Source organism: Streptomyces pristinaespiralis (genome assembly GCF_001278075.1).
Classification (GTDB): Bacteria; Actinomycetota; Actinomycetes; order Streptomycetales; family Streptomycetaceae; genus Streptomyces; species Streptomyces pristinaespiralis.
Genome location: NZ_CP011340.1, coordinates 2,465,068 through 2,480,237, shown reverse-complemented (window position 1 = coordinate 2,480,237; position 15,170 = coordinate 2,465,068). Strand labels below are relative to the sequence as shown.

Sequence of the window (15,170 nt, the reverse complement as noted above, 5' to 3'; positions counted from 1 at the left end):
TCGAATCTTCGACATGTGCTGGAAGTGCTCGCACCGTGTGCGCGACGTACGCCGACAGGGCGCCGCCAGAGCTGTTTGCCATGAGCGTGTCATGGAAAAAGGCGGCCTCCGGGGCCGCCTCGGGGTGCGGCACCACTCTAGGCCGGTGCGCGGTGGATCAGCCGCGCGGGAGCCTCAACTGCACGGAGTCTCCACGAGGATGAAGAACCACCAGGTGAACAGGGGTCCGGCCGTACGGCCGGACCCCTGCCCGCGTCACTGCGCCCGGGCGCTCGCGCGCCCGGATTGCCCTACTGGCCGGCGAACTTCTTGCTGACCGCCTGGTAGACGCCCTCGGCCTCCTTGCCGAGGCGCGGACCTGCCAGCCAGCCGGCCGTCACCGGGCCGATCGAGGTGTTCGAGACAAGGGCGGGCTTGCCGTCCTGGCCCTCTGCGACCCAGCCGCCACCCGACGAACCGCCCGTCATGGTGCAGCCGATGCGGTACATCGTCGGCTCCTCGGCCTTGAGCGACAGACGGCCGGGCTTGTCGGCGCACTGGAAGAGCTTCTGCCCGTCGTAGGGCGGGGCCGCCGGGTAGCCCGTGGCGGTCATGTTGTCGATCTTCGGCACCGCGGGGGCGTCGAAGTCGACCGGCAGGGCCGCACCGACCGTCTCCTCGAGGGACTTGCCGGTGCTGCCCTTCTCCGGGGTCACGTGGATGACGGCGAAGTCGTACGCCGCGCCCTGGCCACCGGTCGCGGCGCCCTGGGAGATCCACTGGTCCGAGGTCTGCGCCCAGTCACCCCACCAGACACCGTAGGGAGCGATCTCCTCCTTGGGCGCCTTCTCCAGCTCCGCCGTCTCCTTCGCCCCGTCGTTGTACGAGGGGACGAAGGCGATGTTGCGGTACCAGCCGCCGCTCTTGCCGGCGTGCACGCAGTGTCCGGCGGTCCACACCATGTTGGACTTACCGGGGTTGGCCGGGTCCTTGACGACGGTGGCGGAACACACCATCGAGCCCTGCGGGCCGTCGAAGAAGACCTTTCCGGCCTCTGCGGCGCTCGCGTGGTACGGGGCCTTCACGGCCTGCGCGTCGACCGGGGCCGGGGTGGGGTCGGTGACACCCTCGTCGCCGGAGATGTCGTTGTCGACCGGCTTCTCGGGAGGCTGTTCGGCATCGCGCATCCGGTCGGGGTCCCAGAGGTCCTCGATGATCGGGTTGACGAAGTCCTGCGCCTCACGCAGCCACTTGTCCTTGTCCCAGTTCTTCCACTCGCCGTTCTTCCACTTGTCCAGGTCGATCCCGCGCTCCTTGAGGCGGTCCTTCAGATCGTCCGGAATAGTGATCTTGCCGTCGGCGGACGGCTCGGCCGACGCGCTCGGCTTTTCGCCGGCATTGTCCTCGGTCGGGCCGCAAGCGGTCGCGGCCAGCGCGAGCACCGCGGCCATGGAGGCCACTGCCAGCGTCGGGCGAATGGGTCGCATCTCTTGATCCCCCTGGGACTTCGGTACTGCTGAGCTGAACTGTCGGAATTGTCGCGGAACTTCTGGTACGAGCAAGCTCCTGCCCGCCGCAGTGGAGTCCGCTGTCGGAAGGCGCCCCCCACTATGCCGGTGCCGATGGGGACGGTGTGCGGCAGGTCCGTGGTTCCGGCACCGCAAGGATCTTCCGATCGGCCGTGATCCCCGGCCCCCCGCGTCGTTGGTACGTGCGGGGGACACGAGGACAGCCTTTCGCGCCGGTGCGCCCCGCAGCAGTGCCGTACCGATGTGCAACGCAACTGTGACAGCCGGAGGACCAACAGCCGTGGCCGTGACCGAACCTGCTCCGGTGGCGCCGACCTCGACCCATGAGGGGATTCTGCGCAGGCAGTCACTCCGTGAGTCGGCGGCCCGCACCTATGCGCGCTCACTGCCCATCGTGCCGGTACGGGCCAGAGGGCTGACGATCGAGGGCGCCGACGGCCGGCGGTACCTCGACTGCCTCTCCGGTGCGGGCACCCTGGCGCTGGGGCACAACCACCCCGTCGTCCTCGAGGCGATCAAGAAGGTCATCGACTCGGGTGCCCCGCTGCATGTGCTCGACCTGGCCACACCCGTCAAGGACGCCTTCACCACAGAGCTGTTCGCCACACTGCCGAGGGCGCTGGCAGAGGACGGGCGCATCCAGTTCTGCGGACCCGCCGGCACGGACGCGGTCGAGGCCGCGCTCAAACTCGTCAGGACGGCGACCGGTCGCAGCGGCCTCCTCGCCTTCACCGGCGCCTACCACGGCATGACGGCAGGGGCGCTCGAAGCATCGGGAGGCGCGTCGGACGTCCGGGTCACCCGGCTGCCCTTCCCGCACGACTACCGGTGCCCGTTCGGGATCGGCGGCGAGCGGGGCGCGGAACTCGCCGCCCGCTGGACGGAGAGCCTGCTCGACGACCCCAAGAGCGGGGTCCCCGAACCGGCGGGCATGATCCTCGAGCCCGTGCAGGGTGAGGGCGGAGTGATCCCGGCGCCCGACGAGTGGCTGCGGAGGATGCGCGCCATCACGGCCGACCGCTCCATTCCACTCATCGCCGACGAGGTACAGACCGGTGTGGGGCGCACCGGCACGTTCTGGGGCGTCGAACACAGCGGTGTCGTGCCCGATGTGATGGTGATGTCCAAGGCCATCGGCGGGTCCCTTCCCCTGGCCGTCGTCGTGTACCGCTCCGGGCTCGACGTCTGGCCCCCCGGTGCCCATGCCGGGACGTTCCGCGGCAACCAGCTCGCCATGGCGGCCGGTGCGGCGACCCTCGCCCATGTGCGGGAGAACCGCCTCGCCGAGCGCGCCGCGACACTCGGCGCGCGCATGCTGGCGAGTCTCCAGGGACTCGCCGCGGCCCACCCCTGCATCGGAGACGTACGGGGCAGGGGCCTCATGATCGGCGTCGAACTCGTCGACGCCGACTCCGCGGCCCCGGACGCGCTCGTACCGCCCCCCTCGCCCCGGCTCGCCGCCGCCGTGCAGCAGGAGTGTCTGCACCGCGGCCTGATCGTCGAACTGGGCGGACGCCATGCCGGTGTCGTTCGCCTGCTCCCTCCTCTCACCCTGACCGACGAGCAGGCAGTGGCCGTCCTGGACCGTTTCGCCGACGCCCTGGCCGCCGCAGAGCGCTCCACGCAACGCCGCACCGACAACAGGCAGTCGCACTGAACCCGGACCACGTCACAAGGAAGCCCTCCGTGAACCCCACACCCGCACCCGATGCGCCCGAGTCCCACGACGGCCCCGCCGGCCACCACCGCAGCAAGGCCGGCGTGAGCGGGCCGCTCACCCTGGAACCCGCGACGGTGCCACGTCAGACCGGGCGGGACGACGAGCAGCGCGGCGGGGCGACAGCCGGCCCCCCGCACCCCTGCGTGCCGGAGCGTTCCGCCCACCAGGACGCGGACCACCTCGACGACCCCGACCCGCGCCGTGCCGCCGACACGGCGACCGTGGAGAACCTGCTCCGCTGCTGGGTGCGGGAGAACGCCCTGCCCCGGCCCGACGGGGACATCCTGCGCGTCCCCCTCGACGCCAGCGGCACCGCGCTGCTGGTCCCCGTCCGCTACTGGTCGGCCACCGGATGGCACCGATTCGGTCCGCCCACGCTGCAGGGCAGCCCGCACGAGGCCACCCGGGCCGACGCCGTGACCGTCGCCGCACTGCTCGGCCGCGAGGCCGGCCGCGGCGAAGGCACGGATCTCGTGGGCCGCGTCGCCGACTCCGTCCGGCGCACGGCCGACTTCATCGCAGACCGGCGCGCCCGCCCCACCGCCCCGCCCGAGGCCGACCTGTTCCTCACCGCCGAGCAGTCGCTGCTGCTCGGCCACCCGCTCCATCCGACCCCCAAGAGCCGGGAAGGGCTTTCGGAAGCCGAAGCACAGCGCTACTCGCCCGAGTTGTACGGCTCCTTCCCGCTGCACTGGATGGCCGTCGACCGGTCCCTCCTTGCCGCGGAATCGGCCTGGACGGAGCAGGGCCGCACCGTCACGGCCGAGCAGCTGACCGCCCGGCTGGCGGGAGGCGATCTCCCGCTCCCCGCGGACACCGCCGCTCTGCCCCTCCATCCGTGGCAGGCGCAGGACATCAGGCAGCGCCCCGCGGTGGCGGCCCTCCTGGACGCCGGCCTGCTGCACGACCTCGGTCCCCGTGGCGACGTCTGGTACCCCACCTCCTCCGTCCGCACCGTGCACCGCCCGGGCGTGGCCGCCATGCTCAAACTCTCCCTCGGGCTGCGCATCACCAACTCGCGGCGGGAGAACCTCCGCAAGGAACTCCACCGGGGCGTCGAGGTGCACCGGCTGCTCCGCGCGGGCCTCGCCGAGCAGTGGCGGGCCGCACACCCCGGGTTCGACATCGTGCGCGACCCGGCCTGGCTCGCCGTCGACGCCCCTGGGGCCGAACCCCTGCAGGGGCTCGACGTGATGATCCGTCACAACCCCTTCGGCCCCGGGGACGACGCGGTCTGCGTCGCGGCGCTGACCACCCCCAGGCCGTGGCCCGGGCGGGAGGGCATGCACTCACGCCTCGCCCTTGTCGTCGAACGGCTCGCGGCCCACACCGGGCGGCCCGTCACGGCAGTGGCGGCGGAGTGGTTCCTCCGCTACCTCGACCACGTCGTGCGACCGGTGCTGTGGCTGGACGCCACAGCGGGTATCGCTCTCGAGGCACACCAACAGAACACGCTCGTACTGCTCGACCCGCACGGCTGGCCGACCGGCGGACGCTACCGCGACAACCAGGGCTACTACTTCCGCGAGTCGCACCGCGAGCGGCTCACGGCCCGCCTCCCCGGCATCGGGACCCACAGCGACACCTTCGTGTCCGACGACGTCACCGACGAACGCTTCGCCTACTACCTCGGCATCAACAACGTGCTGGGGTTGATCGGAGCCTTCGGAGCCCAGCGTCTTGCCGACGAACGCGTCCTCCTCGCCGCCTTCCGGCAGTTCCTGACCTCCGCCGCCGGCACCGGATCACCACTGCCCGGCCATCTGCTGCAGACGCCCACGCTGCGCTGCAAGGCCAACCTGCTCACCCGGCTCCACGGGCTCGACGAACTCGTCGGCCCGGTCGACACCCAGTCCGTCTACGTCACCATCGCCAACCCCCTCCGATCTTGAGGCACCACCACGAACCGACCGAACCGCGAGAGGAGAGCGCCGCGTTGCCTCCCACCGATGCGCACACCGACAGCGGGTCCGGCCCCGCGCCCCGGCCGGGAGGGGGTGCGGAGGACACGCTCGACCTACGGCTGCCGGACGACTTCCTCATGCTGTTCCGCGGGCACGACGGTGCCGGGCCGCAGGACCCGGCATCGCCCGCGTCGCCCACGCCCACGCCCGCACCGGCGCCGGTGCGGGAGCCGGGACGGCCCGGCGGCCCGGTCGCGGCAACGGCTCCCGGTGCGTGCCGGGGCCAGGCAACGGCAGCGCCCCGGGCACCGGCGACGACCGGCGGCGGCCCTGTCGGCGACCTGCTCGACAACCTGGGGGGCTGGGAGCCGGCGGACACGTCCGCCGGCGTCTTCCGCCTTGTCCCCGTGATCCTCGAACGTGATCTCGCGCTGATCAGCCGATGGATGAACGACCCCGCGGTCGCCGCCTTCTGGGAGCTGGCCGGACCCGACTCCGTCACCGCCGATCATCTGCGCTCACAACTGGACGGTGACGGCCGGAGCATCCCCTGCCTCGGCGTCCTCGACGAGAAGCCCATGAGCTACTTCGAGATCTACCGGGCCGACCTCGATCCGCTGGCCCGCCACTATCCCGCGCGCCCGCACGACACCGGTATCCATCTGCTCATCGGCGGCGTCGTGGACCGCGGCCGTGGCATCGGGTCCGCCCTCCTTCGAGCCGTATCCGATCTCGTTCTCGACAATCGGCCTCGATGCACCCGCGTCCTCGCCGAGCCCGACATGCGCAACACCCCCTCCGTCTCCGCATTTCTCACCGCAGGCTTCCGCTACTCCGCCGAACTCGACCTTCCCGACAAGAGAGCCGCCCTGATGGTCCGTGACCGCGCCCTGCGGAACCTGCTGTGAACAACCCGCTGACCTACATACACCGCTCGATCCGCATCGGTTCCACTTGAGGAGTCCCCGTGCCGAAGTCCCCTGCCAGCGACGACTCCATCGACTCCGTATCCTCGGGCTCTGCCCCCTCGGGCTCCGCCCCCACCGGCTCCCGCTCCACCGGTCCCCGGCCGGCCACGGCCCACGATGCCGCCGGCGCCGAAGACGCCGCCCGGCAGCCGCACGAGGTGCCGTTCACGCCCCCGGGTCTGACCCGGGAGAACTGGGACCGGGCCGCTGCCCGCCTCCTCGCGAAAATGATCGGCGAGTTCGCCTACGAAGAGATCATCGAGCCGGTGCCGGACCCGTCCGGATCAGGTCCCGACGACGAGGGTCTTCGCTACACCCTGCCCATCGACGCCGAAGGCGTGCTCACCTTCCGCGCCCGCCGCGGCGCCTACGGAAGCTGGCGTGTCGACCCCGCCTCCGTCGAATGCGACGGCCGCCCCTTCACCGACCCGCTCGCCTTCCTCGCGCGGGCCAGGAACCTGCTGGGGCTCGACGGAGCCACCCTCGGCCACCTGCTGCGCGAAATGTCCGTCACCCTGGCCGGCGACACCCGGCTCGACGGCACCGCGCTGACCGCCGCCGAGCTCGCGGACCTGGGCTACGCGGAACTCGAGGGCCACCAGACGGGCCACCCGTGGCTGGTTCTCAACAAGGGCCGGATCGGCTTCTCCGCCGGCGACGCCGACCGGTGGGCACCGGAAGCCCGCCGCTTGGTACGCCTCCCCTGGATAGCGGTGCGGACCGGCCTCGCCGCTTACCGCGGCGTCGCCGGGCTCGACCGGGCCGAGGACCTCTATCTCCGCGAGCTCGACGAGGCGAACCGCGAGTCCTTCGCCGACGCACTGCGCGCGAGGGGCCTCGATCCCGCCGCATACCTGTTCCTCCCGGTGCATCCCTGGCAGTGGGACGAAGTGCTCCTCCCCCTGTACGCGCCCGCCGTCGCGGACGGCCGCATCGTTCCCCTGCCCAGCGACGGTGACCTGCGACTGCCCCAGCAGTCGATCAGGACCTTCGTGAACGTCGACCGTCCCGATCGCCACACGGTCAAACTGCCGCTGTCCATCCTGAACACCCTGGTCTGGCGCGGCCTGCCCACAGAGCGCACTCTCGCCGCCCCCGCCGTCACCGCGTGGGTGCACGGGCTGCGTGACGCCGACCCGTTCCTGCGCGACGAGTGCCGGGTCGTCCTGCTCGGGGAGGTCGCCTCCGTCACGGTCGAGCATCCGCTGTACGACCACCTGGCAGAGGTGCCGTACCAGTACAAGGAACTGCTCGGAGCCATCTGGAGGGAGCCGCTCCAGCCGCGGCTGGACGCCGGCGAGCGGGCCCGCACCCTCGCCTCGCTCCTCCACACGGACCCACAGGGCCGGGCGTTCACGGCCGAGCTCGTCGCCCGCTCGGGGCTCGCCCCGACCGTCTGGCTCCAGCGGCTCTTCGCGGCGCTGCTGCCCCCGCTGCTGCACTTCCTCTACCGCTACGGAACGGTCTTCTCCCCGCACGGAGAGAACGCCATCGTCGTCTACGACGACCACGACGTTCCCGTCCGCCTCGCGATCAAGGACTTCGTCGACGACGTGAACGTGAGCGCCCAGCCGGTGCCCGAGCACGCGTCCATGCCGGAGGACGTGCGGCGGATCCTCCTCACCGAGGAGCCGGGCTTCCTCACCCAGTTCATCCACGCGGGTCTCTTCGTGGGCGTCTTCCGCTACCTCGCCCCGCTGTGCGAAGAGCAACTGAACGTCCCGGAGGCGGAGTTCTTCTCACTCGTCAGGGCGGAGATCCTCCGGTACCAGGCGCGCTTCCCCGGGCTCAAGGAGCGCTACGAAACGTTCGACCTGCTCACCGCCCGTATCGAGCGACTGTGCCTCAACCGCAACCGGCTGCATCTCGACGGCTACCGTGACCGCCCCGAACGCCCGCACGCCGCCGTCCACGGCACGGTGCCCAACCCCTTGGCGACGGCCTGATGCATCGCTGCGTGATCCCGTTGTCGGTGGCGCCCCGTAGGGTGGTCGGGCTATGACGAAGCCATCCCTCCCCGAGCTCCTCCACGCCGCCGTGACCGCCGTCGGCGGGGTGGAACGGCCAGGCCAGGTCACCATGGCCGAGGCCGTTGCCGAGGCCATCGACGACGAATCCCATCTGCTGGTCCAGGCCGGCACCGGTACCGGCAAGTCGCTCGGCTATCTGGTTCCCGCCCTGGCCCACGGCGAGCGAGTGGTCGTGGCCACGGCGACGCTGGCGCTGCAGCGGCAGCTCGTGGAGCGTGATCTCCCGCGGACGGTCGAGGCACTGCACCCGCTGCTGCGCCGCCGGCCGGAGTTCGCCATGCTCAAGGGGCGTTCGAACTACCTCTGCCTCCACCGTCTGCACGAGGGCATGCCCCAGGACGACGACGAAGGTCTCTTCGACCAGTTCGAGGCGGCGGCGCCCACGAGCAAGCTGGGCAAGGACCTGCTCCGCATGCGCGACTGGGCCGACGAGACGGAGACGGGGGACAGGGACGACCTGACCCCGGGCGTCTCCGACCGGGCCTGGAACCAGCTCTCCGTCTCCTCTCGCGAGTGTCTGGGAGCCTCCAAGTGCGCGTACGGAGCCGAGTGCTTCGCGGAGATGGCGCGTGAGCGGGCCAAGCTCGCGGACGTCGTCGTCACCAACCACGCCCTGCTCGCGATCGACGCCATCGAAGGCGCCCCGGTGCTGCCCCAGCACGAGGTGCTGATCGTCGACGAGGCCCATGAGCTCGTCTCCCGGGTCACGGGGGTCGCCACCGGCGAGCTCACCCCCGGCCAGGTCAACCGCGCCGTGCGGCGCGCCGCCAAGCTCGTCAACGAGAAAGCGGCGGACGCTCTCCAGACGGCCGCCGAGTCCTTCGAGAAGCTCATGGAGCTGGCTCTCCCGGGGCGTCTCGAGGAGATCCCGGAAGATCTCGGTTACGCGCTGATGGCGCTGAGGGACGCGGCCCGCACCGTGATCACCGCGATCGGGGCCACCAGGGACAAGTCGGTCCAGGACGAGAACGCCGTGCGCAAGCAGGCCCTGGCCGCCGTCGAGAGCGTCCACGCCGTCGCCGAGCGGATCAGCAACGGCTCGGAGTACGACGTGGTCTGGTACGAGCGGCACGACCGGTTCGGGGCGTCCCTGCGGGTGGCGCCGCTTTCCGTCTCCGGGCTGCTGCGGGAGAAGCTGTTCTCCGAGCGCTCTGTGGTCCTGACCTCCGCCACGCTCAAGCTCGGCGGCGACTTCAACGGTGTCGGGGCCTCACTGGGCCTTGCGCCCGAAGGCAGCGGGGGAGAGGACGTGCCGCAGTGGAAGGGGCTCGACGTCGGGTCGCCCTTCGACTACCCGAAGCAGGGCATCCTCTACGTCGCACGCCATCTCGCCACGCCGGGACGTGAAGGTTCCAGGGGCGACATGATGGACGAGCTCGCCGAGCTGGTGGAGGCCGCCGGAGGGCGGACGCTCGGTCTGTTCTCCTCGATGCGGGCCGCCCAGGCCGCGGCGGAGGAGCTCCGCGGTCGTCTCGACAAGCCGATCCTGCTGCAGGGCGAGGAGACCCTCGGCGAGTTGATCAAAACGTTCGCCGGGGACGCGGAGACGTGTCTGTTCGGCACGCTCTCGCTCTGGCAGGGCGTGGATGTGCCTGGACCGGGGTGTCAGCTCGTCGTCATGGACCGGATCCCGTTCCCGCGCCCGGACGACCCGCTGATGAGCGCCCGCCAGAAGGCGGTCGAGGAGGCGGGCGGCAACGGATTCATGGCTGTGGCCGCGACCCACGCCGCGCTGCTGATGGCTCAGGGCGCGGGCCGGCTGGTACGTGCCACAGGGGACCGGGGTGTGGTCGCGGTGCTCGATCCGCGGCTGGCGAACGCCCGCTACGGAAGCTACCTGCGCGCCTCGTTGCCCGACTTCTGGTACACGACGGATCGCAATCAGGTACGACGCTCGCTGGCCGCCATCGACGCAGCTGCGAAGCAGGACGGGAAGTAGGAGCCGACGCGGTCCTACTTGCAGACATGCAGGACCCCGGGACCGGCGCAGTGGATCCCGGGGTCCGGTCTGGGGCCGGCGGGTGTGATCACACCCGCCGCAGCACCGCCACCACCTTGCCGAGGATGGTCGCCTCGTCGCCGGGGATGGGCTGGTAGGCGGCGTTGTGGGGGAGGAGCCAGACATGGCCGTTCTCCCGCTTGAAGCGCTTGACCGTGGCCTCGCCGTCGAGCATGGCCGCCACGATGTCGCCGTTCTCCGCGACGGGCTGGCGTCGCACGGTCACCCAGTCCCCGTCGCAGATCGCGGCTTCGATCATCGAGTCGCCGACGACCTTCAGGACGAAGAGCTCACCGTCGCCGACGAGCTGGCGGGGGAGGGGGAAGACGTCCTCGACGGACTCCTCGGCGAGGATGGGGCCACCGGCCGCGATGCGGCCGACCAGGGGGACGTACGAGGCGGCGGGCTTGCCGGTGGTGTCCGTGGGCTGGCTACTGGGCTGGTCGGAGCCGCGGACCTCGTACGCCCGGGGACGGTGCGGGTCCCTGCGCAGGAAACCCTTCCGCTCCAAGGCCATGAGCTGGTGCGCCACCGACGAGGTGCTCGACAGTCCGACCGCCTGGCCGATCTCCCGCATCGACGGCGGGTATCCCCGACGCTGGACGGAGTCGCGGATCACCTCGATGACGCGCCGCTGCCGGTCCGTGAGCCCGGAGCTGTCCGCCCGGATGCCGGGAGGTCGGCCGGGCAGCGAGCGGCCGGGCTTGGCCCCCTCCGGGGTCGTGGCTGCGTCATTCATGGCTTGCACCGGCTCGAATCGGCTCTGTGAGCGGTCCTGGGCAGTGATGGTGGCACTGTCGGCGGTGGTGGTCACGTCGGCCCCTCTCGAATGGTCTCCCTAGTTTGACAACGGTAGTTGCTTTCGAAAGGTTGCGCCAAACACACGTTCGAGTGAAAAATTGCAGATTGCCTTACCTGGGCATTCTGCTGGGTGTATGTGCGAACGATCGAACCTGGAGCGGTGGGCCGTTGCGCTGTGTCGTCACGGTAGCCTTCGCCGTCGGCGGCAGTCGCGGCGGGGTCCGGTGAGGCCGTTGCATCTTTGCATTCCCCTGGTCCCTGAACCGTGATGCGGCGCGCCCGTGTCGCCCTCCGCCGCCGTTCCTCGGTGCCGCCCCGTGCGCTGCGTACGGCGGCCGATACGGTCCGTGCAGCGACGCTCCCGCACCCTCGCGCGGCGAGGCCCGGCGCGACACGCGTAGCGACCGTTGTGTGCGGCGAACCCCCAGATCTAGTGGTTGGATTGGGTTCGCCACCCAGAAGTTGTGTCCCTGGTGCTCCGAGGTCGAGGGCATCGCCTATGCTTGGGGCTGCTTCGAAGGGCTGGAATCCGGCCTCCAGGGGCTATTCGGTCGTGCTGTGAAGGAGGGGTTGGGGGCCATGCACTGTCCTTTCTGCAGGCATCCCGACAGTCGAGTCGTCGACAGTCGCACCACCGACGACGGAACGGCGATCCGGCGGCGCCGGCAGTGTCCGGACTGCGCCCGCCGCTTCACGACGGTCGAGACCGCATCACTCATGGTGATCAAGCGCAGCGGCGTGACCGAGCCTTTCAGCCGCACCAAGGTCATCTCCGGCGTGCGCAAGGCGTGCCAGGGCCGTCCGGTCACCGAGGACGCTCTCGCCCAGCTCGGCCAGCGGGTCGAGGAGGCGGTGCGCGCCACCGGCAGCGCCGAACTGACCACCCACGACGTGGGGCTGGCCATACTGGGCCCGCTGCAGGAGCTCGACCTCGTCGCCTACCTGCGCTTCGCGTCCGTCTACCGGGCGTTCGACTCACTCGAAGACTTCGAGGCCGCCATCGCGGAGCTCCGCGACGGGCGGCCTCCTGCTGAGGAGGGCGGGGGTCGCGGGGCCGCAGAGGTCCCCGTGCCCGCCACCGCCGCCGACTGATCGGCAGAAGCTGGACGGAGAGGGCCCCGCAGGGCCCGCCGACCGGCTCAGGCGGCAAATGACCTGCTCGTGGGCGCTGTGCGTGGCGTCAGAGCAACAGACACAAACCGTGCCCCGGGAAGATCTGGGCACTTCAGGGCGTTTTTGCCCGTATATGGGAGGCGGCATGACCGAGACGACGAGCGGCCCGGCACGAGGGTCCCGAGCCAAGGGATCCAAGGCGAGCAAGGGCCTGCGTATCGAGCGCGTCCACACCACCCCCGGCGTGCACCCGTACGACGAGGTGGTCTGGGAGCGCCGTGACGTCGTCATGACCAATTGGCGTGACGGCTCGGTGAACTTCGAGCAGCGTGGCGTCGAGTTCCCCGACTTCTGGTCGGTGAACGCGGTCAACATCGTCACCAGCAAGTACTTCCGCGGGGCCGTCGGCACCCCGCAGCGCGAGACCGGTCTCAAGCAGCTCATCGACCGAATCGTGAAGACCTACCGCAAGGCCGGTGAGGACTACAACTACTTCGCCTCGCCCGCCGATGCCGAGATCTTCGAGCACGAGCTGGCGTACGCCCTCCTGCACCAGATCTTCAGCTTCAACTCGCCGGTGTGGTTCAACGTCGGCACGCCCCAGCCGCAGCAGGTCTCGGCCTGCTTCATCCTGTCCGTCGACGACTCCATGGAGTCGATCCTCGACTGGTACAAGGAAGAGGGCATGATCTTCAAGGGCGGCTCCGGCGCCGGCCTGAACCTCTCCCGTATCCGCTCCTCCAAGGAGCTGCTGTCCTCGGGCGGCAACGCCTCCGGTCCGGTCTCCTTCATGCGCGGCGCCGACGCCTCCGCAGGAACGATCAAGTCCGGCGGCGCCACCCGTCGCGCGGCCAAGATGGTCATCCTCGACGTCGACCACCCCGACATCGAGAACTTCATCGAGACCAAGGTGAAGGAAGAGGAGAAGATCCGCGCCCTGCGTGACGCGGGCTTCGACATGGACCTGGGCGGCGACGACATCACGTCCGTCCAGTACCAGAACGCCAACAACTCCGTCCGCGTGAACGACGAGTTCATGAAGGCCGTCGAGTCGGGCGGCAAGTTCGGCCTGCGCGCCCGGATGACCGGCGATGTCATCGAGGAGGTCGACGCCAAGTCGCTCTTCCGCAAGATGGCGGAGGCCGCCTGGGCCTGCGCCGACCCGGGCATCCAGTACGACGACACGATCAACCACTGGCACACCTGCCCCGAGTCCGGCCGCATCAACGGCTCGAACCCGTGCAGCGAGTACATGCACCTGGACAACACCTCGTGCAACCTGGCCTCGCTGAACCTGATGAAGTTCCTGAAGGACGACGGCAAGGGCAACCAGTCCTTCGACGTCGAGCGCTTCACCAAGGTCGTCGAACTGGTCATCACGGCGATGGACATCTCCATCTGCTTCGCCGACTTCCCGACGCAGAAGATCGGCGAGAACACCCGCGCCTACCGCCAGCTCGGCATCGGCTACGCCAACCTCGGCGCGCTCCTGATGGCGACCGGGCACGCGTACGACTCCGACGGCGGCCGTGCGCTCGCCGGCGCCATCACCTCCCTGATGACCGGCACCTCGTACAAGCGCTCCGCCGAGCTCGCCGCTGTCGTCGGCCCGTACGACGGCTACGCCCGCAACGCCGAGCCCCACAAGCGCGTCATGAAGCAGCACGCCGACGCCAACACCGTGGCCGTCCGGATGGACGACCTGGACAGCCCGATCTGGGCCGCTGCCACGGAAGCCTGGCAGGACGTGATCCGCCTCGGGGAGAAGAACGGCTTCCGCAACGCCCAGGCGTCGGTCATCGCCCCGACCGGCACCATCGGTCTCGCGATGTCCTGCGACACCACCGGCCTCGAGCCCGACCTCGCCCTGGTCAAGTTCAAGAAGCTGGTCGGCGGCGGCTCCATGCAGATCGTCAACGGCACGGTTCCGCAGGCCCTGCGCCGCCTCGGCTACCAGCCGGAGCAGATCGAGGCGATCGTCGCCCACATCGCCGACCACGGCAATGTGATCGACGCTCCCGGCCTGAAGACCGAGCACTACGAGGTCTTCGACTGCGCCATGGGCGAGCGTTCCATCTCCGCGATGGGTCACGTCCGCATGATGGCCGCGATCCAGCCGTGGATCTCCGGCGCGCTCTCCAAGACCGTCAACCTGCCGGAGACGGCGACGGTCGAGGACGTCGAAGAGGTCTACTTCGAGGCGTGGAAGATGGGCGTCAAGGCGCTCGCGATCTACCGCGACAACTGCAAGGTCGGCCAGCCCCTCTCCGCGAAGAAGAAGGAGAAGGAGAAGGCCGAGGTCACGCAGAAGACCGAGGAGACCATCCGCGCCGCGGTCGAGAAGGTCGTGGAGTACCGCCCGGTCCGCAAGCGCCTTCCCAAGGGCCGCCCCGGGATCACCACCTCCTTCACGGTGGGCGGCGCCGAGGGTTACATGACCGCCAACTCCTACCCGGACGACGGTCTCGGCGAGGTCTTCCTGAAGATGTCGAAGCAGGGCTCCACCCTCGCCGGCATGATGGACGCCTTCTCGATCGCCGTCTCGGTCGGTCTGCAGTACGGCGTTCCGCTCGAGACCTACGTCTCGAAGTTCACCAACATGCGCTTCGAGCCGGCAGGCATGACGGACGACCCGGACGTGCGGATGGCGCAGTCGATCGTCGACTACATCTTCCGCCGCCTGGCGCTGGACTTCCTGCCCTTCGAGACCCGCTCCGCCCTCGGTATCCACTCCGCGGAGGAGCGCCAGCGTCACCTGGAGACCGGCTCCTACGAGCCGTCGCTCGAGGACGACGAGATGGATGTCGAGGCGCTGGCCCAGTCCGCCCCCCGGCAGCAGGAGTCGTCGCTGAAGGCCGTCGCCGCCCCGCAGGCGGAGATCCCGGCTCCGAAGCAGGCGCACACCTCCGCCGAGCTCGTCGAGATGCAGCTCGGCATCAGCGCCGACGCCCCGCTCTGCTTCTCCTGCGGGACCAAGATGCAGCGCGCCGGATCGTGCTACATCTGCGAGGGCTGCGGCTCGACCAGCGGCTGCAGCTGACCCTGGGCGGCGCCACGTCGAAGCGGCATCCGGCGTGCAGCCGCGCACGGAGCTGATCAGCGGTTGAGAAGGGGACCGGCCATCGGC

General features: G+C 70.1%; 9 protein-coding genes. 7 read left to right on the top strand and 2 right to left on the bottom strand.

Annotated features, from left to right (window positions below; translation table 11 throughout):
- Positions 1-290: 290 nt before the first annotated feature.
- Positions 291-1,466 (bottom strand): trypsin-like serine peptidase, encoded by a 1,176-nt coding sequence (locus SPRI_RS10285; RefSeq protein WP_005311082.1) that lies wholly within the window; start codon positions 1,464-1,466, stop codon positions 291-293.
- A 322-nt stretch (positions 1,467-1,788) separates the two neighbouring features.
- On the opposite strand from SPRI_RS10285, the gene SPRI_RS10280 reads away from it, so the two are divergent.
- The 5 genes from SPRI_RS10280 (at position 1,789) to SPRI_RS10260 (ending at position 10,069) form a co-directional block, all read left to right on the top strand.
- On the top strand, positions 1,789-3,165 hold the full coding sequence (locus SPRI_RS10280) for a diaminobutyrate--2-oxoglutarate transaminase family protein (RefSeq protein WP_053556872.1): 1,377 nt from the start codon (positions 1,789-1,791) through the stop codon (positions 3,163-3,165).
- Between the two features lie 29 nt (positions 3,166-3,194).
- Complete coding sequence (locus SPRI_RS10275) at positions 3,195-5,120, top strand: IucA/IucC family protein (protein ID WP_005311076.1); 1,926 nt, start codon at positions 3,195-3,197, stop codon at positions 5,118-5,120.
- Between the two features lie 44 nt (positions 5,121-5,164).
- Positions 5,165-6,040 carry a GNAT family N-acetyltransferase gene (locus SPRI_RS10270; RefSeq protein ID WP_037773596.1) on the top strand — a complete coding sequence of 292 codons (876 nt, stop codon included), beginning with the start codon at positions 5,165-5,167 and terminating at the stop codon, positions 6,038-6,040.
- A 218-nt stretch (positions 6,041-6,258) separates the two neighbouring features.
- Positions 6,259-8,046, top strand: coding sequence for an IucA/IucC family protein (locus SPRI_RS10265; protein WP_050791705.1), 1,788 nt, complete (start codon positions 6,259-6,261; stop codon positions 8,044-8,046).
- Positions 8,047-8,098: 52 nt separating this feature from the next.
- Entirely contained in the window at positions 8,099-10,069 is a 1,971-nt protein-coding gene (locus SPRI_RS10260) for an ATP-dependent DNA helicase (RefSeq protein WP_005311070.1), read from the top strand.
- Positions 10,070-10,157: 88 nt separating this feature from the next.
- Here the strand turns inward: SPRI_RS10260 and lexA are convergent, their stop codons facing one another.
- Positions 10,158-10,943, bottom strand: coding sequence for a transcriptional repressor LexA (gene lexA / locus SPRI_RS10255; RefSeq protein ID WP_005311068.1), 786 nt, complete (start codon positions 10,941-10,943; stop codon positions 10,158-10,160).
- 566 nt (positions 10,944-11,509) lie between these two features.
- Between lexA and nrdR the strand changes: the two genes are divergently transcribed.
- Positions 11,510-12,022 (top strand): transcriptional regulator NrdR, encoded by a 513-nt coding sequence (nrdR, locus tag SPRI_RS10250; RefSeq protein WP_005311067.1) that lies wholly within the window; start codon positions 11,510-11,512, stop codon positions 12,020-12,022.
- Between the two features lie 166 nt (positions 12,023-12,188).
- On the top strand, positions 12,189-15,083 hold the full coding sequence (locus SPRI_RS10245; RefSeq protein WP_005311065.1) for a vitamin B12-dependent ribonucleotide reductase: 2,895 nt from the start codon (positions 12,189-12,191) through the stop codon (positions 15,081-15,083).
- The last annotated feature ends 87 nt before the right edge of the window (positions 15,084-15,170 follow it).

Coding starts and splice junctions, on each gene's coding strand:
- SPRI_RS10285 (WP_005311082.1), bottom strand. CDS start 1,466: ATGCGACCCATTCGCCCGACGCTGGCAGTGGCCTCCATGGCCGCGGTG.
- SPRI_RS10260 (WP_005311070.1), top strand. CDS start 8,099: ATGACGAAGCCATCCCTCCCCGAGCTCCTCCACGCCGCCGTGACCGCC.
- nrdR (WP_005311067.1), top strand. CDS start 11,510: ATGCACTGTCCTTTCTGCAGGCATCCCGACAGTCGAGTCGTCGACAGT.
- SPRI_RS10245 (WP_005311065.1), top strand. CDS start 12,189: ATGACCGAGACGACGAGCGGCCCGGCACGAGGGTCCCGAGCCAAGGGA.